The sequence below is a fragment of the Bacillus cereus group sp. MYBK95-2 genome (genome assembly GCF_051915225.1).
GTDB lineage: Bacteria > Bacillota > Bacilli > Bacillales > Bacillaceae_G > Bacillus_A > Bacillus_A cereus.
Genome location: NZ_JBQAEH010000002.1, coordinates 492,848 through 518,420, shown reverse-complemented (window position 1 = coordinate 518,420; position 25,573 = coordinate 492,848). Strand labels below are relative to the sequence as shown.

The following is a 25,573-nucleotide window of genomic DNA, read 5'->3' as shown; positions in this document are numbered from 1 at the left end:
CTTAAAACAAATCAAAATGAAAAGGAGTGGATGTTATGAAAAACTATACAAAGCAATTCGTTCTATCTTCTTCTTTTCTTTTTCATTTTCTTAAAAAGGAACAAAGGCATTCGCCTTTGTTCCTTTTTTATTGCGATCTATATAGGGGGAATTGTTATGAGACCATATAAACGTGTTTTAATTAAATTAAGCGGCGGTGCACTTGCCGATCAAACTGGAAATAGCTTTAACTCCAAACGATTAGAACATATCGCAAACGAAATTTTATCCATTGTTGATTTAGGTATAGAAGTATCCATCGTCATCGGTGGCGGTAACATTTTTAGGGGGCATCTAGCTGAAGAATGGGGAATCGATCGAGTAGAAGCTGATAATATCGGTACGTTAGGTACAATCATTAACAGCTTAATGCTTCGCGGTGTTTTAACAAGTAAAACAAATAGAGAAGTACGCGTTATGACTTCCATTCCATTTAATGCAGTAGCTGAACCATACATTCGCTTGCGTGCAGTCCACCATTTAGATAACGGTTATATCGTTATCTTTGGAGGCGGAAACGGCCAACCGTTCGTGACGACAGATTATCCAAGTGTACAAAGAGCCATCGAGATGAATAGTGATGCCATATTAGTCGCAAAACAAGGGGTCGATGGCGTCTTTACAAGTGATCCAAAGCATAATAAATCAGCAAAAATGTACAGCAAACTAAACTATAATGATGTCGTTAGACAAAATATACAAGTCATGGATCAAGCGGCATTACTGCTTGCCCGGGACTACAATTTACCAGCACACGTCTTTAACTTTGATGAGCCTGGTGTCATGAAGAAAATATGTTTAGGCGAACATGTGGGGACGTTGATTAATGATGATGTTACGATGCTGGTGCATGAAAAATAATGATTTCCCACCAAAAAAGGGTGCCTTTTGTAGGCACCCTTTCCTAATTCATCATCACAAATAGAAGTCAACCAATCCCGCCACTTTCTCCTTACAACGCTCCCAAAAAGATAACTTTTCAAAAAACTCTTTCGTCATTTCTTTCGAATCATGAAAATCCTCTGTTAACGCCTTATTAACTTGTCCTACAATAGGACCACCATAAATATAAAAATTCATTTCATCATTTATATTGAAGCTACGCGAAGTAAAGTTTGTTGTACCAATAACGGTTAATTCATTATCAATAAGCATTAATTTACCATGGAACATTCCTTTTTTATAACCATATACAGTAATCCCATTATTAACAGCTTGACGTATGTATGGATACGCCGCTTCTTTTATAAGAGGTAGATCCGGTTTATATGACCAAAGTATTTTTACTGTAACACCACGCTTTTGCGCCGCGATTAAAGCATTCATAGATTCTTTATTTTTCGCTATAAAATACGGTGTTGCAATTACAATGGAGTGCTGAGCTTGTTTTATGAGCTCTATATATTTTTCAGCAACGTAATGCCCATTGTAACTAGTCATAGTATGTAATGTATTCCCTTTACTAGCTTTATTCGTACTTCTCTTTATCTCTTCTTTCGTATCTCGTTTCCAGTCTAAAGCGAATTGCTGTTCTAAATCTTTTGCTCCTTCTCCTTTAAGTCGTACATGATAATCACGCCAATATCCAAATCGCTTATCTTTCCCTAAGTACTCATCTCCTATATTAAATCCGCCTGTATAGCCAATCTCCCCATCAATCGTCGTAATACGGCGATGATTACGATGATGAAGAGAATAAAAGCCGAATGGTAATTCAGGTTTTCTACTATATGTAAAATGCACACCATTTTCCTGCAATTCATTTTTCATCTTTCTTTCAAATGATAAATCATTAATGCGATCAACGGATAAATAGACGTTTACTCCTTCTTTTGCCTTCTCTTTTAATAAGTTTAAAAAAGTATGGCTACTTTTATCATCCGACAAAATGAAGAAATACGTGTAAATGGAGCTTTTCGCTTCTCTTATATCAGTAAATAATTGTTTATAAAAAGACTTCCCTTCTACATATAATTGAAAGTCACTATAATGAGGCGCATACTCTGTCGGCATGTTTTTCCCGGCTTCCATTTTTCTTCCGAGTGTAACGTCAATATGAACCCAAATTAAAATAAAAACGAAAATAGCAATAGCAATAGAAGTAACTCGCAATATTTTTTTAATCATTTTGATTTCCTTCCGATCATTTTCTTTCCACCTTTCTATTTTGTCATTCAAATTTAGATTTCATGCTTCATACAAAAAAGGATGTGACTTAACGTCACATCCTTTTCACATTAAACAAAATTTCTCGCATCATTATTTCTTCCAAACTTATAAATAGCAATTAAGAAGAATGCAATTGCGAAAGCGAATAAAATTAAAATGTTTAAATACAACTCCGAGAATGGTATTCCTTGTTGTAGTTTCGATACTGTGTCTAACAACCAGCGCTGTGGAAGAAAATTAGCTACTTTTTGTACTGCACTTGGCATAATGTCATATGGGAAATAACAACCCGCTAGTAAGCATGTTGGTACAATGACCATGTTTTGCATCGCATTTGCCGATGATGAGTTTTTTGAAAAAGCAACAATTACTAACGACATTCCAATCGCTATTAAAGCAAATATCATCAGTACACCAACCATAACGATGAAGGGCATATTGATATTCGTATGAAAAACATTCGTTAAGAATAGGATTGTAATCATAATTTGTACTGTTAATATAATCATATTTACCCCGACGTTAGATAATATAAATTTCTTTCCATCTATCGGCGTGGATAATAATCTAAAGTACGTTCTATTCTCTTTTTCTTTTAAAATATAGCCTGATAAGTTCACTGCTGAAAATAACATAAACATAATAAGATAACCCATCGTTTGGTTCGTCATATCTTTATTTTTCGAAGTATCTTCTAACATCTCAGTCTTCACTTTAAATGAACTTTTTTGATATCCTGCGTACATCGTATCAAATGCACTTTGATCTGTTCCTGCTACTTTACTTATCGCTGCTACATTATCAATATAATTGTACAAATATGACTTAATAAACGCTGTTACTTGATCACCTTTAATCGATGAAATTTCAATATTGCTTGTTTTTCCTTCTCGGACACTTTCTGAAAAACCAGACTGTAACGTAATCACTCCATCAAGTTTTTTTGAAGTGAGTTTATCTTCTACTTCAGATTCTTTCACTTTACTTACTTTTACATGATTGATTTCTTCTAAAAATTTCACCGTATCATTTGCTATCGACTCATTTTCTTTATTTATAACTCCGATATTTAACGTCCCTTGCCCCGCATTTCCATATATTGAAAAGGAGATTAACGTTCCTATTATCGGCAAGCTAATAATAATGAGTAACCCTTTTTTATTTTTCAAAAGGACTGATAATGTTTTTTGCATAAGCCATAAAATATCTTTCATACTATAGCCCCTCCCGTCTGCGTAATGCGATAATCGATATGAATAAAAAGAGTGCTGAGATTCCGATATTTAAAGAGATGACTGGTAGTGCCGCCCCTACATCATTTGCATAAATAATTTTCATAACGGCAGTGTTTGCCCACGTTAATGGTGATAAATTCGTAACGAAATTTTCTTCTACTACGAAGTATGCCCCGCCAAAAATAGAAGCTAGTTGTACGATAACTAAAATAATTGCTCTAGATGCTTCACCTGTTTTTGTAATATATCCGATGCCGATGCCGATGCTAGTTGCTAAAAGGACTTCTGTTAGTAAAATAAGTAAGACAACTCCAAGATGATCGCCCCAGTTAGCTTGAAAAACAAATTTACTAAATAAAACGACAAGTAGTATGCACAGTGCATTCGCCACCATATTACCCAATATTTTCCCGATAAAAATTTCCGCTTTCGTTATAGGTGCAGCAATGAGACGATCTCCTGTTTTACGTATTCGTTCGCCTCTAATTAAATTACTTGCTCCCATCGCACCATACAAAGCAACCATCGTTGTCATTACAATTGCATAGTAATCCATAGAACCTGGTTTTTTAGTCGCTTGTAATGCCGTTTCTTTAATATACTCATTACGTTCTCCATTCGGAATTATTGTGCTAATTTTACTAGGGTCTACTTTCTCAATCTCAACTACTACATTGTACTTATCAACAAATGTAGTCATCATTCCTTCAACTATGCTACTTTCAATACTACTTCTATCACTTCCGTAAAACTTTACCCCGTCCTTATTCAATTCTACATACGCAGCGTATTTGTTTTGTTTTACTTTTTCTTTTCCATCTACCTCTTCAGAAACTTTCTTAAAGTGAATACCAGATTTACTTACTTCTTTTGCAAATGCTTCAAATGATTGAGAAAACGTACCATTTGCTTCATCTTTGTATATCACTTGTATATCTTTAATAGTATGACTATCGCTATTAAATGCATTACTTAACGCTGTTCCTAACACAAGCATAAGTACAATCGGAAATGCTAACATAAAAACTAAAGTTCTTACGTCTCTAAATTCTCTTTTAATGTGCATAATTGCAATATTGAAGATGTTCAATTGATGAACCTCCCTTTACCTTTTCTTCATTTACCTTTTATTTATCTCGTAAGTTTCTTCCGGTTAAGGTAAGAAATACTGTTTCTAAGTTGGGAGCCTGCTCCTCTAATGAACGAATTTCAATATCATGATTGATACAGTGTTGAATGATTTTATTTAAATTATTTAATCCCGCATCAGAATTCACTTTAATTACGTTTTCTTCAATTTGAACTGCTTTCACACCGTTTATCTCTTTTAATTTTTCTACATCTAAATTCTCTACCGATTTCACTTCAATCCAAATATCTTTCGTGTCAGTAATAATTGCTTTTAACTGTTCTTTCGTACCTTCTGCAATTACTTTACCGTGATCTACTATCGCTATTTTCGTACAAATCTCTTCTACCTCTTCCATGTAGTGACTCGTATAAATAATTGTACTTCCCATTTCATTTAATTTACGTACTGACTGCAAAATGTAGTTTCTTGACTGTGGATCAATTCCAACTGTCGGCTCATCCATAATAATTAACTTCGGTCTATGAGCAATTGCACAAGCGATATTCAGTCTTCGCTTCATCCCACCAGAAAAGTTCTTCGGATAGCTTTTCTGTTTATCACTAAGTCCTACAAATTTAAGAGCTTCCTCTACCCTAGCTTTTAATTCGGCTCCTCGTAACCCGTACAATCCAGCAAAGAATTTCACATTTTCATAGGCAGTTAACTCTTCATAAATCGCAATATCTTGCGGAACAATACCGATATTCATTTTCGCAAATCGATTATGTTTCTTTATATTTTTTCCTAGTATGCTAATCTCACCTTCATTACTTCTTAACAAACCAGCAATCATATTTATCGTTGTACTCTTACCAGCACCATTTGATCCTAAAAAGCCAAATATTTCTCCTTCTTTAATAGATAAAGACATATTATCAACTGCGATGAAATCACCAAATTTTTTCGTTAAATTTTTAATTTCTAATGTATTCATCATTTTCACCCCTATTTCGGTTTCTCTGCTTTTAGTATAAACAAAAAGAATGAACCTGCTCAGTGCAGAAGTTCATTCTTTTCACATGAGAATATTCACTTTTTTCATATGAGATGGTTCATCCTCGTACCATTCTCTTTATATTGGCAACAACATCGTTACTGAAAAACCACTTGTCCCATCTACAATAATTTTTCCGTTTACAGACGCCGTTCGCTCCTCCATCCCCATAATACCGAGACCTTTTTTAACAAGAGCTACCCCTTTTCCGTTATCCTTCACTTGCACCTTAACCATCTTGTTAAGTACATGAATATCTATAGAAATAACTGTCGCATCAGCATATTTCATTGCATTTGTTAGTGCTTCTGTAACATTCTCACCGATAATTTTCCACTGAATGGGAGAAATCATATCTAAGTTCCCTTTGTATACAAAAGGAATATTCACATCATTCTTACCGGCAAATTCCTCTATGAATAATTTCATACGATGAATGCCAATTTGCTCAGTTGGAGGCTTCATATTTTTTAATGTAATGCGAATACTTTCAATTCCATCTTTTGAAATGTGAATTGCATTTTGTAATAACTCCGCAGATTTTTCTTTATCTATTTCCATTAACCTTTTTGCTGCTTCCATTTGAATAAGTGCACCCGTCATCGAGTGACCAATTTTATCATGAATTTCTTGCGATAACCGATTTCTCTCTTCTAGCTTAAATGTGTATTCAGATTGTCTTATGTACTCTTTATTTTCATGTAAGCTTTTCGTAAGTCGTTGCATATCTTTTCGCATCTTATCATTTTGCGATTCAAGCTTTACTACACGCGATATATATCGATCTGCTATAGTTAAAACGAGAAAAGAAAATGCAACAATTAATCCATAAGTCATTCGAATACTTTCATCTGCAATCGTAATTGGGAGCATCATAACAACAAAGCGTGGCCAATTCTTTTCTATGTAATGGAATGTAATTTCGTATAAGTTCAAAGGTAAAAACAAAATAAAAAATGGATGAACCCTCCATGTAAATAACATAATTATGCCAATTGACATACAGATTAATAATTTTTTATACGTATCTTTTTTAAATATAGAAATCATTACGTTTACAGAGAGGTAAATAAGTAAAGTAAATATAACCCAAGGTAAATTTACTACATTTGCGTAAATATAACTAAACACAATATATAAAAAGACAATTAATTTACTTACAGTTAGCCAAAATTCCATATCACTAATCTACTTTCCCTGTTAAGTAATAAATCGCAATTTGTGTGCGATGTTCAAGTCCAGTTTTCCCTAAAACTGACGTAATATAATTTGCAATTGTTCCTTCAGATATAAAAAGCTGTTTCGAAATTTCTTTATTCGAGAAACCTTTTGCAATTAATGCGATAATACTAAGCTCCCTTTCTGTGAAAAGGCTCTTATCAATTTTACATTCTTCCTCTTTACTTTCCATTAAATTAGACTTAATTTTATCGAGGACAACATCTTGCATAACAGTTTGACCGTTATATACTCCTTTTATCGCATCACGAATACGCTCCGGATCGTTATTTTTTAACAAATAACCTTTCGCTCCGTTTTTTACTGCATCCAAAATATATTCATCATCATCAAACGTCGTTAAAATAAGCGGTTTTGTTTTCGTCTCTTCACAAATGAACTTCGTCGCCTCTACCCCGTTCATATTTGGCATGCGAACATCTAAAAGAGCAATATCAACTTCATGCTTTTTACAATATGCTACAGCTTCTTCCCCATCATTTACAGTATCTACTACTTCGAACTCTTCGTATGTATTTAAAATAATTTTCATGCCCTCTCTAATAAAAGAGTTATCATCCGCTATTAATATTTTAATTTTCATGTTTGTTAGTATGGCCCTTCCCCTACTAACATTCACATCCTTTCTCCGTGTAACATTTCCTACTTGCTCATTATATACTTCTCTTTACCATTTTTTCACACCTTTTTTCATCTAGCTCTCCTGCAAAAAATATATTATTCTTTTTTACAATATGTGTAGGGTGACTTATCATTCTTTACGTCTATATAATAGAATGCGTCAAAAAGGAGGGAGAGACCCATTGAGGAAAAACAATTAATTGAAAAAGCACAGCAAGGAAGCGAGCATGCTTTTCGTATCCTTGTACAAACATATCGTCATTATATTTTTCAAGTTATCTTTTCTATTTTAAGACATGAAGAAGATGCGAAAGATGTTACACAAGAAGTATTCGTAAAAATTCACACCTCTCTCCCAAATTATCAATTTCGCGGATTAAAAACGTGGATGGCGCGTATTGCCACCAATCACGCTATTGATTATAAGAGGAAGAAAGCTAGAGAAAGTGAAGAACTCTCCTTATGTAAAGAAGCTGAGGAAAATATAAAGTCCTCTCATAATATTGAGGCTTTATTATTGACGAAAGAGCAGAAATTACTCATTGCTCAAAAACTGAGAGAACTTCCCGAAAATTACCGTGACGTCGTTCTCGCACATTACTTAGAAGAAAAAAGTTATCAAGAAATTGCTTTACAGGAAAACATCGAAGTAAAAACAGTCGAAATGAAACTGTATCGGGCACGAAAATGGATTAAAAAACATTGGAAGGAGGAAGAGTTTCTATGATGCATTATTCAAAAGAAGATTGGCGCAATTATACATTAGATTTTATAGAAAACAATAAACGTGAATCTATGGAAGAACATCTTTACGAATGTGATCATTGTTTAACACTTTATATGGAAAGTATTGATGAACAACATGAAAACCTTCCAATGATAAATGATGATTCATTTACGAACGAAGTTATGACGCAAATTAATTTTGAAACGCTACAACCTAATGAAAATATAAAAACAAACTCACTAAAACGCACAATTATTCACTACATAATTGCGACTGCAGCTACAATTATTTTTATGGTAAGTGGTTTATTCCAATATATTTTTACAGCGACATCAAATTTCGAGAAATCTTCAAAACATAACGAGTCTTCTATCTCACAACAAATTGTAAACAAATCGGTAGATACATCAAAAAAGGACGGAGGTTTAAAGCATGAATAAAAACCCCTTTTTAGCACTTGTATTAGGGCTAATTCCTGGGCTTGGACATTTATACTTAAAAAAGCTAGGACGGTTTATTTTATATAGCGGAGGATCTTTATTTCTATTCTCCTTTGCAGTATTTTGTACCATAGTAGTAAGAGAACGTGATATTGCTTTTCTTTCTCTATTTTTACTAGCTGTTCTATGGGTAATTAACTTACTAGATTTAGTTATCACCATTATAAAACAAACGAAAAAACAAGAAGCTGGAGAATTGATAAATTCCTCTAAAGAGAGCGAACGATTTTATATCATTCTCCTATCCATCATCCCTGGACTTGGCCATTTCCAATTAGGACTTATGCAACGCGGTCTTACGTTTTTAGTCGCTTGCGCTGGCTTAGGCAGCATGATTATATTTGTAACATTATTAACATCTCAAGGAAGTTTCCTTATCTTTCTTATTACGTTACCTGTTTTATGGATTTATAATTTCTTTGACGTTGTTCAGCAACTACAGAAAAAAGAACGCGACGAGCAATTAATTGACCGTACTATTTTCGAAGATTTTGAAGAACATCGAGAGCAAGGAAAGAAAAGTAAAACATTTGCTTCTATTTTAGCGATGTTCCCTGGAGCAGGTCATATGTATTTAGGTTTACAACGCCGTGGTCTTCAGCTTATGGCAGCCTTTTTACTATCTATTTATTTACTCGACTTATTAAGACTTTCTGCGTTTTTATTTTTAGTACCAATCATTTGGTTCTATAGCTTTTTTGATGCGTTACAGCAAACAGCAAAATACGGAAAAGAACGAGTACAAGACGAACCCATTATCGATTATTTTATAAATCATCAAAGATGGATCGGTATCGGATTAATTACACTCGGTGGTTATTATTTATTAAATCAAACAGTCCTTCCTATTTTGAATGATTATTTTGTAACTATATTTAATATTCATCTTAGTGAACTATATTATCGCTATTTCCAGACATCTATCGTTGCGCTCCTTTTAATTGGCGGCGGCTTTAAATTGTTACTTGGAAATAAAGAAAACAAAGGTGGGACAAGCGAATGAGGACTTGGCGTGTTGGAACATTCTCAATGGGGCTTTCTATTATATCGTTAGGGTGCTTTTTACTATTTTCAGTCGTAAAAGGAATTCAAGTATTAGATACACTAACTGCATGGTGGCCAGTTTTACTTATCATACTTGGAGCTGAAGTTTTACTATACCTTCTATTTTCTAAGAAGGAACAATCATTTATTAAATATGATATTTTTAGTATTTTCTTTATCGGTGTTTTAGGAAGCGTCGGAATTGCTTTTTACTGTTTATTATCAACTGGATTACTAGAAGAAGTTCGTCACTCTATTAACACAACGAGGCAAACGAGTAATATTCCAGACGGACAATTTGATATACCTGAATCTATCAAAAAAATCGTAGTAGATGCAGGACATCAACCTCTAACGATAGAGGGAAATAATACAAATCAAATTCATCTTTTGGGAACTTATGAAATGACAACGAAAGCAAATGAAAAACTCAATTTAAAACGAGATGATTTCCTTTCAGTTCAAACGGCTGGAGAAACGATGTATATCACTTTAAAATCATTACCTGTTCAGCATACGTTATTTAATTCAGCACCACAGGTGAAACCAACGCTTGTTCTTCCACAAAATAAAAATGTGGAAATCCGTGCTTCAAATAACGAACTATCTCTTTATCCAGGTCAATTACAAAATAATTGGTTTGTACAGGAAAGCTCAAGAGTGTCTGTCCATCTTGCAAAAGAAAGTGATGTATCTTTAACAGCAGTAACGAATCAAAAAGAAACACATGGAAGTACACCTTGGGAACAAGTAGAAGATTTAACGAAAAACGAAAATACTTCTTCAGAAGAACATCCAGAATTAAACACCCAAGAACATTGGTATAAAAATTCGATTAAAACTGGAAATGGGACGTACAAGTTAAATATTGAGAAAGCTTATAATTTGAATATGAGTGTTCTCGAAAAATAAAAAACCTTCCGCAATTGCGGAAGGTTTTTCTCATATAATCGCTTTAATTCCTTCTAACACTAATCCAATCATAAATCCGCAAACCGCCCCGTTTACTCGGATCCACTGTAAATCTTTACCGACGTTATTTTCAATCATTTCGATTAACGTCTTATCATCTAACTTATCAAGATTTTCTTGTACAAGCTTACCAATTTTCGAATGGTTCTTCTCAACAAGACTTACAACTTGTTTTTGTAACCAATCTTCTATTTTTTGAACTGTCTGTTCATCTTCTTTTATTTTATTCATTTGTTTTTGTAAAAATGGAATAACATATTTATCAGCAAATTCTTCATTATTTACAAAAGCAACTGCTCTTTGCTGTACTTGCTCTAGCATCTCTTTTATTTTGTCAGTAGCATTCCAATTGGCAATCCATTTTTCTTTCCAATTTTCTAATTCTTGTAGTAACGCTTCATTTTCTTTTACATTTATAATTTCTTGACGAATTTTCGCTAATATAAGTTGTCTCGTGCTATTATCTGCATCTTGTAAGCTGTTAATATTGCTAATAATAAACTTCTGCAAAATGCCGCCAATTTTATCTTCATCTACAATATTCATAAACGATTTCAATGTAAACTGTAAGAATCCATCTACTTTTATATTTTCCATCGCCTTCATACCTAAACTTCCAAGCTGGTAGCGTGCTTCATCTTGCGCTGTCCAATCTTTCACTTTTACTAAAATGTAATCAAGTGTCTTTTCATCATATTCTTGCACAACTAATTGATCAACAAGCACTTGTAAAATGTTACTTGTATTAATTGTATGCAAATATGTTTTTAATTCTTTTTCAATAATAACAGCTAACTTTTCTGTATCTATTGTAACAATTGCTTTCTCTGCAATCGTTACAATCCCCTTTTTCACAGCATCAGACTGCATTTCTCTCTCAGCAATTTGCAGTACCATTTGTGCTAACTGCATCTCTTTTACTTTATTCGTAATACTTTCTTTCGTCAGCCATTCATTTTCTAACGTATTGATGAGCCCTTTCGTTACTCGTTTACGATTTTTAGGTAACAAAGCTGTATGCGGAATTGGTATTCCCATCGGGTGACGGAATAATGCTGTAACTGCGAACCAATCTGCAAGCCCGCCAACTAACCCAGCTTCAAATCCCCCTTGTATAATCTCTCCAGCTATCGTTCCTTGAAAAGGGATAGAAGCCGCAAAGCCGACACCCATAACCCCAAGCGAAATACCCGCTATATATTTAGTCTGTAATGACATCGTATACACATCCTCTTATTATGTAAAATAAAGCTTTTTGTTGTATTTATTCAATATTAGTTATCCTTTATATATACTATAAAGAACTATTGTGAAAATAACAAAGATTTTTATGTACATGAAAAAATGAGGCTACAACTAGCCTCATTTTTCTTATATCGTTAATTCCAAACCTTTCCTATAATATTCATCCATTATATCGTTTGGAACCATACTTCCACCCGTTCCCCACACAATATGAGTACCTTTTTTCACCTTCTCTGTTAACTGTAGCTTTTGTAAATACTCATCTTCTTTACATACTTTCACTGGCCCTATCATACCTGCTAGTGCAGAAGGCTCTAAATAAATATTCTCCGTATCAGCTAGCTCTTTTAACAATCTATATAACTCTTCATCGCTTACTGTGTAATTCCCACTCAAAAATGGTTCCATCGTTTTACCGACAAATCCAGATGGCCTTCCTACCGCAAGTCCATCCGCATCTGTTACATTATCAATTCCGATATCTTGAACGGAAATTTTGTCATGAAGGCCTGTCATTAAGCCGAGTAACATACAAGGAGAATGTGTTGGCTCTGCAAAGTAACAATGAACATTATCTTTATACAATAACTTTAAACCGAATGCTACTCCGCCAGGTCCTCCTCCTACTCCGCACGGAAGATAAACAAATAAAGGATGATTTTCATCTACTACAACCTCTAACTCTTCTAATTGCTTTTGTAATCGTGATGCTGCTACTGCGTATCCTAAAAATAAATCATGCGAGTTTTCATCGTCTACAAAATAACAGCTAGGATCCGCATCCGCTTGTCTTCTTCCTTCTTCTACTGCTTTGCTATAATCATCTTCATATTCAATAACGTTTACACCTTTACTTCTTAATAAATCTTTCTTCCATTCTTTTGCGTCTGCTGACATATGAACAGTTACATTAAAACCTAGATTCGCACTCATAATCCCTATGCTAAGTCCTAAATTCCCTGTAGAACCTACTGCAATTGAATATTTCGAGAAAAACTCTCTACATGTATCACTATCTAAAACGGAATAATTATCTTCTTCTGTTACCATTCCGTGCTGCAATGCTAGTTGCTCAGCATGTTTCAACACTTCATAAATACCGCCCCTAGCTTTAATTGATCCTGATATTGGAAGATGACTATCACATTTTAATAATAATTCTCCTAAAATAGGTTGCTCATATTTTCTCTCTAAAGCTTCTTTCATAGAAGGTATTTTCACTAAAGGTGATTCGATTATGCCGTTCGCCCCTTTCGTTTCAGGAAAAACTTTCGCAATATATGGTGCAAAACGCTTTAATCTCTCTTCCGCATCTTTTACATTCTCTTCATTAAGTGGTGAATCTTTTATTGCTGTTTCATACTTTTCTATGTTTGGATTTATCCAAAATACTTCTTCTGTTGCAATAAGCTTATTCACTAATGGATATTCTGCTTGTAATGCCCCTATTTCTTTCATTTTGTTTCCTCCTTATATCCTTGTAGCTCACCATACAATAAATTATAATTAAATTAATTTTAATATAGTTTAACACAAATAATCCCATTAAGTTAATTTTAATTTAATTTTTTTAAATATAATTTAATAATTATTAAGGAGATTTTCATTATGGAAAATATAGATATTGGTAAAAAAATTGAAAAACAAAGAAAAGAAAAAGGTTTAACTAGTAAAGAACTAGCAAAGATGGCCGATATTACACCATCAATGTTAAGTCAAATTGAGCGCGGGTCCGCTAACCCTTCTATCCAAACATTAAAAGTGCTTGCTAAAACTCTTGATGTGCCAACATTTAGCTTTTTACTTGAAGATACAAATACAGACGATTTAATTGTACGTTCCCATAAACGAAAGAAAATGATTATTGATAATTTATCATATGAAATGCTTTCACCTGATTTCACTGGAAATTTAGCAACAGCAATTATGACCGTCCCGCCTAATACAGCTTCATCAGAAAATGTGCTAGAACATAAAGGAGAAGAATTAGCATTTGTCTTAGATGGGAAAATCACATTATATTTAAATGAGGAAGAATACGTATTAGAAACTGGCGACAGTGTAAAAATACCTGCTTATTTAAAGCATAAATGGGTGAATCATTTTGAAAAAAACGCGATAGTCTTATTTTCTGTTACTCCGCCGATTTTTTAATATATCAATAAAAACAGGATGATTCTTATAAAGTGAGGATTATCCTGTTTTTATTAAATAAGAAAGTGAAATTTTTGTTAAAAACTTAACAGTTGGACCCAATCCGAACAATCCTCCTAAAAACATATTTACAAGTAAAACTATCCCTCCCATTGATGCTAACGTATCATGAGTCAGATTCATCCCACCACTACCAGAGGCACTTGTAATATTCACATAAAAATAAGAAATATGTAAAATTAATTAATTTTTCAGAATTTTTTTGAAAAATATGGTAAAATCACTCTTATACTTCTTCTATTTTGCTATTATAGAAATAATTAAATTAGGATACTTTTATCGAATGGGGGAATATATAATGAGTGTGTTATTAAAAGGGCATGAACAGATTGTCAACGAATTAAACATTTTATATCAAGTAATGGTAGCGGAGCAATTAATTGAAGCGAAACAATTAAAAGAAAAAATAGAGAAACAGATTAATAAAATTGAAGCTGATCAAACTCTATCGCTTTACTACTCCCTACTAAACTTTAAATATAAGGTCCTAACCGATTGGACAAACATTAAGTATGATACTTTTAGTCAAATTGTTCGTTTAGACAATCCAATAACTGAAGACTTTATTACTTATTATTATCACTTTTTTAAAGCTGAACATGCTACCATTATTGGAAATTATGATGAAGCAAAAAAAGAATACGAAAAAGCTGAATCCCTTTTAAAACATGTACCAGGCGAACTAGAAGAAGCTGAATATAAATATAAATTTGCTATATTTAATCACCATACAAACAAACCACTTACAGCAATCAATTATGCAAATCAAGCTAAAGAGATTTTCTCAAAATATCCACGTTATGAAATTAAAATAGCTCTATGCGAAAACATTTTAGGCTCATGTTCTGTTTATTTAAAACAATTCGAACAAGCCGAAGAGAACTATAATTCAGCAATCAATATTTTACAAAAGCTGAAAGACGATACACTAATCTTAAAAGTTCGAAATAACTTAGGTTGGCTCTACTCTTCTCAAAATCTATCAACCCTCGCTATTAGACATCTTACAATAGTTACAAACAAATTACCTAAACACCTAAAAGCCAATTTTCTACAAGCCAAAGAACATTTTAGTTTAAATGAAAAAGAACTTGCAAACGATTGGGTTCAAAAAGGCTTAGAAATTTGTAATGAATTAAATAATCAAGAATATAAACACCATTTCACTATCTTAAAAACACAACACACTGGTATTCTAGACGACTTAGAAAACGCAATCATTGCAGGCACTACATATTTTAACAGTAAAGAATTATACGATTATGTACAAGAATATTACGAATTATTAGCAGTAGAATTTCATAAAGTGAATAAAATAGAGAAATCTCAAAAATATTTTTTCAAAACTTACGAAGCAAAACAAAAATTATTAACTAAGGAGGCACTAAGATAATGAAAAAGATTAGTTTAGCTATTTTAACCTTTACATGCATACTTGCTTTTGGATTTAATAATTTTACTGAAAGTCAACAAGCAAAACAACTTCCAAAATGGGATACAGATAAACAAGAAACACATGCAGACCTATAGAAACCTAAAAACCCCTAATAAAGGGGTTTTTAGATTTCTACAATATAATGATTTAGCATATGATGAAGAAATATGCTTATAAAAGATAGCCATACAGATACTCTCTGTACATGGCTATCTTTTATTTTTTCGGCACCAACAAAATCCCTAAACTAATAATACAAAAGCTCATTATTTGCTCTGCTGATAGACCAAACAGAACCGAATTTTGTTCACTAACAAGCGAAATAATAATATGAGCAAACCCCTCAATAATTAGAAAAACACTTATATTCTTTCCATTTCCGAGCCTTTCATTTTTCATCCATAACAAGCCCATTATACAAAGAGCAAGGATGATCTCATATACGAAAATAGGATGATATAAAAATTTAGATTCATATATATTCATTCCCCATGGTAGTGTCGTTTGTACACCTACTTCATGATGGAATAGAAAATAAAAGATAATGCACACACACAATCCAAAAGGGAGTACATCAAGTAAAATACGAAGCAAAAATTGTTCCTTTTTACTTTTCCAAAAAATGTATACACTCGCAATTACGCATCCTACTACAATATGTTGCATACTTCCAATAGCTAATATTGCTTGCACCGGCGCCCCAAAAGCCCATACAGGATTTAAAATTGCTGGTGCAAACTTCCATACAAATACGATGATAAGAAAAGCATTTGTTACGGCATCCATCATTTTTTCATATGATACATTTTGATACTTCATCTTTCGTTTCATCAACATAAAACCAAATAGACTTCCAATTATAAGAGATATGGGTTGTAACCTCACAATCCACTCCATCGTCACCAAATCTCCTTTTAATTCTCAATCAATTTCTTAAATTTCTTTTCTAATTGATCTGGTGGTAATACACCTCGTACATGATCTACTATAATTCCATCTTTATTAACAAAAAATGTCGTCGGTAAAGAGAATACTTTATAATCTAGTCCAGCTACTCCGTCCATATCTAGTAGAACAGGAAACTCAAAACCATAACGATTAGCAAATGCGCTTGCTTCTTGTACTGGGTCACTAACAGTTGCATTCACCGCAAAAATTTCAACATCCTTTTTATATTTATCATACATATGAACTAAGTCAGGTGCCTCCATTTCACACGGCCCACACCATGATGCCCAAAAATTAATAATATACGGTTTTCCCTTGGCATCATTTAACGACTGTAACTTTCCGTCTAATCCTTTTAATGTGATGCTAGGTGCTTTAAAACCGACTTGTGGTAATACTTCTTTCTCCTGTAACTCTGCTTGTTTCGCTTTTCTTTCCTTCTCTTCTTTCTTTGAATTATAAAAGTTAACCCCCGCCCAAACGAGTGCCCCTACTAATATAATAGCAATTATTTTCTTCACTTTTCTTCCTCCTCATTTTTAAAAACCTGTAAATCCACCGAATAGACGAATAAAGAATGCTGTAATTTTCGTCATTTGATTTGTATACAATAAAATACCTGTTACAATCATCATTCCACCGCCAATTTTCATCATGACATTGGCATATGTAACAATCCATTTTACCTTCCCAATAAAGAATGCCATCACGAAAAATGGAACCGCAAACCCAAGAGTATACGCTGTAATATAAAGAAGCGCCCCTTCAGGATTCGTCGCGCCAAGCATGAGTACAGCTGAAAATATCGGTCCAACACATGGCGTCCAACCCGCTGCATATGTCATACCGACTAAAATCGAGCGAATATATCCAGTCGATTTACTTCTATACTGCACCTTTTTCTCTGCCATAAGCCACTTAGGCTGAAACAAGCCCGTCATAAATAGCCCCATTAAAACAATAAAAATCCCACCAATTTGTTGAATCAATTTTTGGTTAGATGAAAATGTTATTCCAATCCAGCTTACCGATAAACCTAACGCGTAAAATATAACCGAAAATCCGATCATAAAAAATACTGTATGTATAATCGCTGATTTTTGCATAATCCCACGATTTTCTTTTAAATCTTGGATAGACACACCTGTAATATAAGATAAATAAGATGGATATAGCGGTAAAGAGCACGGTGATATAAATGACAATACTCCCGCCCCAGCCACAAGCCAAATTGTTAAATCTGCTGCATTCATTTTATTCCCCCTTAAACACTACAATAAGTAGTGTTTATTCTTAAAAAAAGAGGCTATATGCACTCTCCGACAATAAGTACAACCGACATACAGAATAAACCTACTGTTACATATACCGAATTCGTATGTAACGGAATAGTAAGCTTAACAACCTTTTCATTTAACACTTGCTCGATTCGTAAATTTATTGCTGTTTTTGCAAATGAAGCTGTAACACATCGATTTTCCATTGTCTTTATTTTAATTAATTTTAATAACGCGCTACCTAACTCAAATGAAGATTCCATTTTTTGCATCGCATATTTATCAGCAGCTAGCTCCTGATACGTATGATATCGCTGTAACAACCCTTTTAATATCGGTATGTACATCATTCCTTCTGCTAATAGCGTAAAACAAAATAATTTTAGCGGATCCCAATTCTTTTGATGATATTCTTCATGGAAAATAATCGCATCAATTTCTTCATCTGAAAATGTTTGAAGCAACCCTTCCGACATGACAACTTTCGGACGAAATAGCCCAATTGTAAATGCCGCAACTTCCGTAGTCGGCAATATATATATTTGTTTTCTTTTTCGGACGAAAGGGATAAGTACTTTTTGTAATTTTTTACTATAGAAAAATTGTCGCCAAATTCTTTTGCACACGATTAATACAGTAAGTAGTAATAATCCAGCGATTATAATACGAATCAGCGATAATTCTTTCATATGTTTTTCTAACTGGAACAAGCAAAAATTTGAAAGAAGGAACATCTTATTTTGAAACAGAAATGGATATGTAACGTAATACACTAACATACTGAAAAAGAGGATACTAACAATTACTGCTAACAATACGATTTTACGCATTTGCCATTTCATTTCATTAATCCTCTCTTTTTAACTGACTCAATTTGTCTTCTAACTTTTTTATTAAAGTCGGATCAGCCTGCTCTAACTCATCTAACATATGATTTACAACTAAATCTCCAAATTCCCCCATCAATTCCTGTGTCATTTTCTTCGTTTGATTGGATAAGAATTCTTCTTTTGTTTGTACAGCACGATATATACCACTTCTTTTCACAGTCTGTTTTTCTAAGTGTAATTTCTCTACTAACCTGTTCATAACTGTCATAACAGTGTTAAAATTCACAGGTGATTCTTCACTTAATTTCTGCTGCACTTCTTTAATAGTAATACCATCGCTAGACCAAACAATCTCCATAATTTTCGCTTCAAGCGGTCCAAAGAAATGATTTAACCCGTGCTCATTTAACTTATAGTTTTGAGTAAACATTGTACAACTCCTTTCACACTACGAATTGTAGTATAAATTAAATGAAAGGTCAAACGTAAATGATATATATGAAAATTAACTACCCATAAATACATAGGCTATTCCATTCATTTTAAACCTAATTTTTCTCCAAATGTATCAAAAAGATACTGCTCTAATATTTGTACACTAAACTTCTCATTACGTCCAAGTGCAAATAATTCCCGATCTTTCGCTACGATAGTATCTAACGGAATAGCTACATTATCCACTATTTTTGTAATTTCAATTATATTACTTTTTACATTTACTTCTGTTTTAAATTCAACGTTTTCTAACACTATATGTGAACGTCTTCCTGATGCAAAAAAAGTAAAATTAGGATTTTTAACAACGCCAATTTCAGTCTCTAACGCATATAAATAGTGAAAAATTACATCTCTGTGTCCATCTTTTATTATTTTTTCATCCTTCTCATCGTCTAAGTATTCTTTCAGCTTCGTTGTAAATTCAAATCGAAAATCCACTTTTTTCACTCTCCTTCTTTGTATTTCATATTAAATAAATATATTGAAATAATTTTAACATATTGTAATACAACTTCCTATTAAAAGTAAAAACTGTTTTAAAAAATCGCTATTATTTCCGATACCCTTTTAAAATATAAGTATAAATTCAATATGAATCAATGCGTCATTATATCTATTTAAACATATTTTTCCATATTTTGAAACATTAGTATGAAATATTATATATCAATGTATGGTTTCTAATGCATTGGTATATATAGTCAGTAGTTTCTTTACTATTCCGATATACTTAAGCTACATTTTCTAATTATTGATTACATTACGGAAGGAATGTAACTCTCTTCTATCGAATTTTTATATAACAAAAATAATTAGGTGGTGCTTTACTATGAAATTAGCTGTCATTGGTGGCGGTGATTTACAAGATTCAAATCACTTGCCTATTAATGAACGCCTTATAGAATTAACAAATAAACAGTACCCAAAAATATTGTTTATTCCAACGGCTAGTCATGATGATGAAAGCTATATAAAATTATTTTTAGACACTTTTGAAAAACAATTACATTGTGAAGTACAAATTTTACGTAGTACAACAGATTCACCTTCAAAGTATGAAATAGACGAGATGATTCATTCAGCCGATTTAATTTATTTAGGTGGCGGGAACTATATTCACATGCTTACGCAATGGAAAGAACATAGACTCGATGAAAAATTATTATTGGCTCTGCAGCAAGGAACACTTATTGCTGGTTATAGCGCTGGTGCTATGTGTTGGTTCACGTCTAGTATCCGATCAGATTATGAAGGTTCTGGTTATATAGAGAGTAACGGATGGGGTATTGTTAATAAAAGATTTTGTCCACATTATAATCAATTAAACAGAATGAACGCCTTCCATTCCTTTTTACAAAATCATCAAGGGAATATAGAAGGAATTGCACTGGAGGATAATTGCGCTTTATATATTACAGAGGAATCCTTTGAGATTATCGGTGAACCGGAAAAAGCGTGGGAGTTTTATATGAGTGATAAAACACTCATTAGACAACATTTTGATATAACTTTAAAAAGCTATTTATAAACCTGAACTTACGAAAAAATGTCCCTAAGTCTAATAACTTAGGGACATTTTTCTATTTAACTAACTAATCGTGTAATTCGTTTCTTTTGCCATGAAAGCTTATAATATGCATACTGTAATATTAAGCTGACAATAAATGCTGCTGGATACCCGATCCAAATGCCTTCTATTCCAAGACTTGTATGGTAAGAAAGATAATATGCTACGGGTACTTCTACAAGCCAAATTGAAACAACTCCAATAACAGTTGGCCAAAGTACTGTACCGCTCGCTCGCATTGTCGCACTAATAATTTGTGCATGACCGAAAATTAAATAACTCCATAATGTAATCATAACTAAGCTATGAGCAATTTCAATTGTAGTTTGACTCGTTAAAAATAGTGATAAAATGTCTCTTGAGAATACGTAAATAAGAGATATTAACACACCACCGATGACGTAGTTCATAATAATTCCGGCCTTCACAACTTTCTGTAATCGATCAAATTGATTCGCACCAATCGATTGTGCCGCAAAAATGGAAACTGTAATACCAAGGCTAACTGCTGGCATTTGTACATAACTTGCAACTTGATTCACAACGCCGTAAGCAGCTGTTGCATCCGAACCGTAACGATTTACAAATGCGATTACGGCAATTTCAGATAATGAAACTAATATCATATTAATACTCGCTGGAATACCGAGCCTTAGTAATAGCTTTAATAACTCCCCATCCATTCGAAGGTATTTTCTAACCGTTCCATCTAGTTGTAATGGGTGATTTTTCTTCTTTAAATACACAAGCATGACAATAAACGTAATAACTGTAGATATAACAGATGCATAGGCCGCTCCATACACATCTAATTTCGGAGCTCCTAACCATCCAAAAATAAGAATCGGTAATAAGATCATATTTAGCGCTGTACTTACAATTAAAAAGTAAAATGGCGTTTTAGAATCTCCTGTACCTCTCATAAATGTTGTATATGCGAAATATAAAAATAATACTGGCATCGATATAAATAAAATCCGTGCATAATGTACACTTATTTCAATAATATTTTCTGGCGTTCCCATTAGACGCATAATATCCATCGCAAAAATACTGCCTATTATCGCCAACACAACTCCAATAATAAAGGTAAACGTCAACGTCGTACCAACGATAGCTTTTAAACGATCTTCGTTTTTAGCACCAAACGCCTGACCAATTAAAATAGAGCTTCCTGAACCGATACCAATTACAAATGAAACGAGCAAGAAAAATAATGGGAAGAATGCTGATATAGCCGCTAAATCATTAACTCCAAGCCATCTTCCTACTACTACCATACCAAATAATTGTCCAACTGATTGTAGTACATTACTTAATAATAACGGTACTAAAAACATCGACATCGATTTCCAAATCGGTTTACTCTCACTTTCCAACTTATGTGACTCCGCACCTTCTTTATTGTTATCTGCAGGTGGTTTCAAATTTCATTTCTCCTTTTATTAAACATCTATTTTCAATCTCTATCTCTTTGTATAGTTGTTATAATACTGTGCTTCTATTCATTTTCTTTTCGTATGATTATAACTTCACCCAATATTGACTTCCATCGGCTGTTCGATCTAAAAATCCATATTCGATTAAATATCTTCTTAAAGTTACAAAATCAGGGTATACATTTTCTATCACTGTATTTACTTCTTTTTCAGTATACTTTTTATTACTATCAAACTTCTTCACTAAATGGCGCAATATAATTAATTTACGCTTTTGTTTCTTCGGAAATTTAGAGAGAGGTCCATCTAATCCTTCTGTAAAATGAGCTTTTAATACTTCATCATTTTCTTCTTCCGTAATATTGTATCGATCATCCACCATCGTTGCTGTTCTATGAATTGGCACAAATTTCGTTTGTACTTTTGATTTTTCTTCTGATAATTCCATTAGCGCTAAAAATACTTTTGCTTGCTTCATTTTCTCTCGCAGTGTAAATCGATGATTACGAATTGTTGATGTACTTCCGCCATCCATCTCTTTTACAATTTCTTTATCATTCAGTCCCATATGGAAAAACTGAACCATTTTCTTTTGTAAATCCGTTAAACCAGTAAATTTCTTATCCATATTTAACAAATAATAAAACATAGACGTATGCTCATTTTGAATATGCAATTGGACGAACTTCTCTGCTTCATACAAAATTTGGTTATCTTGATAAATAACACCTTTAATAAATGTTTCACCACAAGCTAAGCAAATGTACTCCTCTTTTTCTTCATCAAACACATACCCTTTCTTTAATTCCTCTATTGACGCATCCCAAAACTTCTCTGAAATATCGCTCATACTAAACACTCCTTCAAAATGTTTATTTAAAACCAAACAAATCAATATATCGTTTATTATCACTTCATCATCTTATCACAACACAAACAAACATTTCAACGTTTCGTTTGCCCATTTTATAAACTTTTATAAAAACATCTAACAAAAGGTTTTAATACAACGAAAAGCGAATATGTTTATACAAATTCATTTTATAGGATGTGAAATAGAACATAAATATTCTTCAAGACCCTTAGTTTACCGTTAAACAAATTGCACAGAATACATATGCGATTAGTGAATATGGAACTGGTATTCACTCATTCCAAAACTTCAGTATTCAATTTTAACTACAAAAAAGATGTTTTCGTATAAGAAAACATCCTTTACTTTTTATATATTCTATTTACAGTCTCTACTAAAACCTTACTTGCTTGTACAAATGTATGCTTTCGATTTCTATCTTCAACAAATTTATTAGCACAACTACTCATAATGATCATACAACTAATTATGACTAACGCTATCTTTCTATTCTTGTAAGTCACTTTATGCCACTCCACTATTACAAAACTTCTTTTGAATTTATCCCATCAAGAAATTTTACATGAATAATAAAACGCGCGAATATGCAATTCTGCATATTCACACGTTTTATCACAATGTTATGATTTAATTTAGTTAAAGAACAAGTATACCGAGGTGACTAACTTGAAATTTAAAGCGAAAAAAAATCCATTCCACGTCATTTTCATTACATTATTTATAATTATTTTTTTCGTTTCGTTATTCTTCCAAAATGAAAATTCTATTTTTTTCACTCTCATGATGCTATTAAATATCGTGAATCTTTCTTCATTCTATTTCTCTCACTACAACATAACGGAATCATCTCTTGTTGTAAAACACGGTTTCATTTTTCATACTGAAATTCCATTTGAAGATATTCGTCACGTTAAATACTCTGGTAAAAAACTTCATTCAAAAAAATGGACTAGACAACAATTAGAAATCCATTACAATTTATTTGACTCAGTGACCACTTTCGTACCACTAGAAGAAGAAAAATTCATTTCACTCTTAAAAGAGAACTGCCCACAGATGAAAGTAATGAATACGCCTGCTAACAAATAATATATTTTGAAGCTTGTAGTATTGCAAGTAGATGAAACATAAAAATGAACATCAAAAAAGCCAAGATTCTATACTAAGAACCTTGGCTTTCTCTATTACTCTTTTGGAGCAATCATTTTCTTTGGATCCACAATTTCATCAAATTGCTCTTCTGTTAGTAGCCCAGATTGCAATGCTGCTTCTTTTAAAGTTAACCCTTCTTTATGAGCATGCTTCGCAATTTTCGCTGCATTTTCATATCCGATATGTGGGTTTAGCGCTGTTACAAGCATTAGTGAACGATTCACATTTTCATTAATTACTTCTTCATCTGCTTCAATACCAACTGCACAATTGTCATTAAACGAAACAATTGCATCCGCTAATAAGTGAGCTGATTGTAAGAAGTTATAAGCAATAACAGGTTTAAATACATTTAACTCAAAGTTACCTTGGCTCGCAGCAAATCCGATTGTTGCATCATTCCCCATCACTTGCGCTACAACCATCGTTAATGCTTCACTTTGCGTTGGATTTACTTTCCCTGGCATAATAGAGCTTCCCGGTTCATTTGCTGGAATAATAATTTCTCCAAGACCACTACGTGGACCACTTGCAAGCCAACGTACATCGTTAGCGATTTTCATTAAATCCGCAGCTAATGCTTTTAATGCACCGTGAGTATATACAACTTCATCATGGCTCGTTAATGCATGGAACTTATTTGGTGCAGAAACAAATTGTTTACCTGTAAATTGACTAATTTCCTCTGATACCATCTCACCAAATTTAGGATGAGCATTGATACCTGTTCCAACCGCAGTTCCACCAATTGCTAACTCTTTCATATATGTATTGCTCTCTGCAATCATACGCTCTGTTTTTTCAAGCATACGGTGCCATCCGCTAATTTCTTGCCCTAAAGTTAACGGCGTTGCATCTTGTAAATGTGTACGACCAATTTTTATAATATGTTCAAATGCAGTTACTTTTTCTGCTAAAGTTTCTTTTAATTTCGTAATTGCTGGTAATACGTGATTTTCTACTGCGATTACACAAGCTACATGAAGCGCCGTTGGAAATGTATCATTTGAACTTTGTGACATGTTCACATCATCATTCGGATGAATATGTACGTCAGATCCCTTCTCTTTCAAAATTTGATTCCCACGATTTGCAATTACTTCATTCACATTCATGTTTGACTGTGTACCACTACCTGTTTGCCATACGACAAGCGGAAAATGTTCATTCCATTTCCCTGCAATCACTTCATCCGCAGCTTCTACAATTGCTTCTGCTTTTTCTTCTGATAGCTTTCCTAATTTTTGATTGCTAAGCGCTGCACTCTTCTTTAAAATTGCAAATGCTTTTACAATTTCAAGTGGCATTTGCTCTGTTCCAATTGGAAAGTTTTCTTTACTACGTTGTGTTTGTGCTGCCCATAATTTATCAGCTGGAACTTTTATTTCTCCTAATGTATCTCTTTCAATTCTGTACTCCATG

At 33.2% G+C, this 25,573-nt stretch carries 28 protein-coding genes; 10 read left to right on the top strand and 18 right to left on the bottom strand.

What is annotated here, in order from left to right:
- Positions 1-156: 156 nt before the first annotated feature.
- Complete coding sequence (gene pyrH / locus ACTFN4_RS09695; RefSeq protein WP_001248059.1) at positions 157-900, top strand: UMP kinase; 744 nt, start codon at positions 157-159, stop codon at positions 898-900.
- A gap of 54 nt (positions 901-954) precedes the next feature.
- On the opposite strand, the gene cls is transcribed toward pyrH, so the two are convergent.
- The 6 genes from cls to ACTFN4_RS09665 form a co-directional block, all read right to left on the bottom strand.
- Positions 955-2,166 carry a cardiolipin synthase gene (gene cls, locus ACTFN4_RS09690; protein WP_000591898.1) on the bottom strand — a complete coding sequence of 404 codons (1,212 nt, stop codon included), beginning with the start codon at positions 2,164-2,166 and terminating at the stop codon, positions 955-957.
- A gap of 110 nt (positions 2,167-2,276) precedes the next feature.
- Entirely contained in the window at positions 2,277-3,422 is a 1,146-nt protein-coding gene (locus tag ACTFN4_RS09685; RefSeq protein WP_439962242.1) for an ABC transporter permease, read from the bottom strand.
- Between the two features lies 1 nt (position 3,423).
- Positions 3,424-4,533: an ABC transporter permease gene (locus tag ACTFN4_RS09680; RefSeq protein ID WP_439962241.1), complete on the bottom strand. Its 1,110-nt coding sequence runs from the start codon at positions 4,531-4,533 to the stop codon at positions 3,424-3,426.
- 37 nt (positions 4,534-4,570) lie between these two features.
- On the bottom strand, positions 4,571-5,509 hold the full coding sequence (locus ACTFN4_RS09675; RefSeq protein WP_001093804.1) for an ABC transporter ATP-binding protein: 939 nt from the start codon (positions 5,507-5,509) through the stop codon (positions 4,571-4,573).
- A gap of 138 nt (positions 5,510-5,647) precedes the next feature.
- Entirely contained in the window at positions 5,648-6,748 is a 1,101-nt protein-coding gene (locus ACTFN4_RS09670; RefSeq protein ID WP_000397690.1) for a sensor histidine kinase, read from the bottom strand.
- Between the two features lie 4 nt (positions 6,749-6,752).
- On the bottom strand, positions 6,753-7,391 hold the full coding sequence (locus ACTFN4_RS09665) for a response regulator transcription factor (protein ID WP_000694093.1): 639 nt from the start codon (positions 7,389-7,391) through the stop codon (positions 6,753-6,755).
- 219 nt (positions 7,392-7,610) lie between these two features.
- Between ACTFN4_RS09665 and ACTFN4_RS09660 the strand changes: the two genes are divergently transcribed.
- From ACTFN4_RS09660 to exsE, 4 genes are read left to right on the top strand one after another with little or no spacing between them, the layout of a single operon-like run.
- Complete coding sequence (locus tag ACTFN4_RS09660) at positions 7,611-8,156, top strand: RNA polymerase sigma factor (RefSeq protein WP_256737415.1); 546 nt, start codon at positions 7,611-7,613, stop codon at positions 8,154-8,156.
- Entirely contained in the window at positions 8,153-8,596 is a 444-nt protein-coding gene (locus ACTFN4_RS09655) for a hypothetical protein (protein ID WP_000972341.1), read from the top strand. Before ACTFN4_RS09660 ends, ACTFN4_RS09655 begins: the two co-directional genes overlap by 4 nt.
- A complete protein-coding gene (locus tag ACTFN4_RS09650) occupies positions 8,589-9,659 on the top strand; it encodes a hypothetical protein (protein WP_001039115.1) in 1,071 nt (356 codons plus the stop codon). The genes ACTFN4_RS09655 and ACTFN4_RS09650 overlap by 8 nt, the downstream gene beginning before the upstream one ends.
- Complete coding sequence (gene exsE, locus ACTFN4_RS09645) at positions 9,656-10,612, top strand: exosporium protein ExsE (RefSeq protein WP_001261429.1); 957 nt, start codon at positions 9,656-9,658, stop codon at positions 10,610-10,612. The genes ACTFN4_RS09650 and exsE overlap by 4 nt, the downstream gene beginning before the upstream one ends.
- Positions 10,613-10,642: 30 nt before the next feature.
- Here the strand turns inward: exsE and ACTFN4_RS09640 are convergent, their stop codons facing one another.
- Together ACTFN4_RS09640 and ACTFN4_RS09635 are read right to left on the bottom strand one after the other, a co-directional pair.
- Entirely contained in the window at positions 10,643-11,890 is a 1,248-nt protein-coding gene (locus ACTFN4_RS09640) for a DUF445 domain-containing protein (protein ID WP_000058300.1), read from the bottom strand.
- A gap of 153 nt (positions 11,891-12,043) precedes the next feature.
- Positions 12,044-13,375 (bottom strand): D-serine ammonia-lyase, encoded by a 1,332-nt coding sequence (locus ACTFN4_RS09635; protein ID WP_000658538.1) that lies wholly within the window; start codon positions 13,373-13,375, stop codon positions 12,044-12,046.
- 150 nt (positions 13,376-13,525) lie between these two features.
- Between ACTFN4_RS09635 and ACTFN4_RS09630 the strand changes: the two genes are divergently transcribed.
- Positions 13,526-14,071, top strand: coding sequence for a helix-turn-helix domain-containing protein (locus ACTFN4_RS09630; protein WP_439962240.1), 546 nt, complete (start codon positions 13,526-13,528; stop codon positions 14,069-14,071).
- A gap of 39 nt (positions 14,072-14,110) precedes the next feature.
- Here the strand turns inward: ACTFN4_RS09630 and ACTFN4_RS09625 are convergent, their stop codons facing one another.
- Entirely contained in the window at positions 14,111-14,287 is a 177-nt protein-coding gene (locus ACTFN4_RS09625) for a hypothetical protein (protein ID WP_002025592.1), read from the bottom strand.
- 142 nt (positions 14,288-14,429) lie between these two features.
- On the opposite strand from ACTFN4_RS09625, the gene ACTFN4_RS09620 reads away from it, so the two are divergent.
- Both ACTFN4_RS09620 and ACTFN4_RS09615 read left to right on the top strand, forming a co-directional pair.
- Positions 14,430-15,524, top strand: a complete 1,095-nt coding sequence (locus ACTFN4_RS09620; protein WP_000114849.1) for a tetratricopeptide repeat protein — start codon at positions 14,430-14,432, stop codon at positions 15,522-15,524.
- Positions 15,524-15,661, top strand: a complete 138-nt coding sequence (locus tag ACTFN4_RS09615; RefSeq protein ID WP_000724012.1) for a hypothetical protein — start codon at positions 15,524-15,526, stop codon at positions 15,659-15,661. The genes ACTFN4_RS09620 and ACTFN4_RS09615 overlap by 1 nt, the downstream gene beginning before the upstream one ends.
- A 121-nt stretch (positions 15,662-15,782) precedes the next feature.
- On the opposite strand, the gene ACTFN4_RS09610 is transcribed toward ACTFN4_RS09615, so the two are convergent.
- From ACTFN4_RS09610 to ACTFN4_RS09585, 6 genes are all read right to left on the bottom strand, one after another.
- Positions 15,783-16,463 carry a prolipoprotein diacylglyceryl transferase family protein gene (locus ACTFN4_RS09610; RefSeq protein ID WP_000454847.1) on the bottom strand — a complete coding sequence of 227 codons (681 nt, stop codon included), beginning with the start codon at positions 16,461-16,463 and terminating at the stop codon, positions 15,783-15,785.
- A gap of 17 nt (positions 16,464-16,480) precedes the next feature.
- A complete protein-coding gene (locus ACTFN4_RS09605; RefSeq protein ID WP_000719879.1) occupies positions 16,481-17,035 on the bottom strand; it encodes a TlpA family protein disulfide reductase in 555 nt (184 codons plus the stop codon).
- A gap of 18 nt (positions 17,036-17,053) precedes the next feature.
- Positions 17,054-17,767, bottom strand: a complete 714-nt coding sequence (gene ccdA / locus ACTFN4_RS09600) for a cytochrome c-type biogenesis protein CcdA (protein WP_000990443.1) — start codon at positions 17,765-17,767, stop codon at positions 17,054-17,056.
- A 53-nt stretch (positions 17,768-17,820) separates the two neighbouring features.
- Positions 17,821-18,633: a M56 family metallopeptidase gene (locus ACTFN4_RS09595; protein ID WP_000871939.1), complete on the bottom strand. Its 813-nt coding sequence runs from the start codon at positions 18,631-18,633 to the stop codon at positions 17,821-17,823.
- 4 nt (positions 18,634-18,637) lie between these two features.
- A complete protein-coding gene (locus ACTFN4_RS09590) occupies positions 18,638-19,051 on the bottom strand; it encodes a BlaI/MecI/CopY family transcriptional regulator (RefSeq protein WP_000495053.1) in 414 nt (137 codons plus the stop codon).
- 107 nt (positions 19,052-19,158) lie between these two features.
- Complete coding sequence (locus tag ACTFN4_RS09585) at positions 19,159-19,557, bottom strand: DUF3942 family protein (RefSeq protein WP_000347525.1); 399 nt, start codon at positions 19,555-19,557, stop codon at positions 19,159-19,161.
- Positions 19,558-19,948: 391 nt separating this feature from the next.
- Here ACTFN4_RS09585 and ACTFN4_RS09580 point away from each other — a divergent pair, with 391 nt between their 5' ends.
- Positions 19,949-20,647, top strand: a complete 699-nt coding sequence (locus ACTFN4_RS09580; RefSeq protein WP_000762114.1) for a peptidase E — start codon at positions 19,949-19,951, stop codon at positions 20,645-20,647.
- A 56-nt stretch (positions 20,648-20,703) separates the two neighbouring features.
- Here the strand turns inward: ACTFN4_RS09580 and ACTFN4_RS09575 are convergent, their stop codons facing one another.
- Positions 20,704-22,113: an MATE family efflux transporter gene (locus tag ACTFN4_RS09575; protein ID WP_000804124.1), complete on the bottom strand. Its 1,410-nt coding sequence runs from the start codon at positions 22,111-22,113 to the stop codon at positions 20,704-20,706.
- Between the two features lie 97 nt (positions 22,114-22,210).
- Positions 22,211-22,975 (bottom strand): DUF2087 domain-containing protein, encoded by a 765-nt coding sequence (locus ACTFN4_RS09570; RefSeq protein WP_439962239.1) that lies wholly within the window; start codon positions 22,973-22,975, stop codon positions 22,211-22,213.
- A 690-nt stretch (positions 22,976-23,665) separates the two neighbouring features.
- On the opposite strand from ACTFN4_RS09570, the gene ACTFN4_RS09565 reads away from it, so the two are divergent.
- Positions 23,666-24,088, top strand: coding sequence for a PH domain-containing protein (locus ACTFN4_RS09565; RefSeq protein ID WP_000669069.1), 423 nt, complete (start codon positions 23,666-23,668; stop codon positions 24,086-24,088).
- A gap of 95 nt (positions 24,089-24,183) precedes the next feature.
- Here ACTFN4_RS09565 and fumC read toward each other — a convergent pair whose 3' ends face one another.
- Complete coding sequence (gene fumC, locus ACTFN4_RS09560; protein ID WP_000456608.1) at positions 24,184-25,572, bottom strand: class II fumarate hydratase; 1,389 nt, start codon at positions 25,570-25,572, stop codon at positions 24,184-24,186.
- Between the last annotated feature and the right edge of the window lies 1 nt (position 25,573).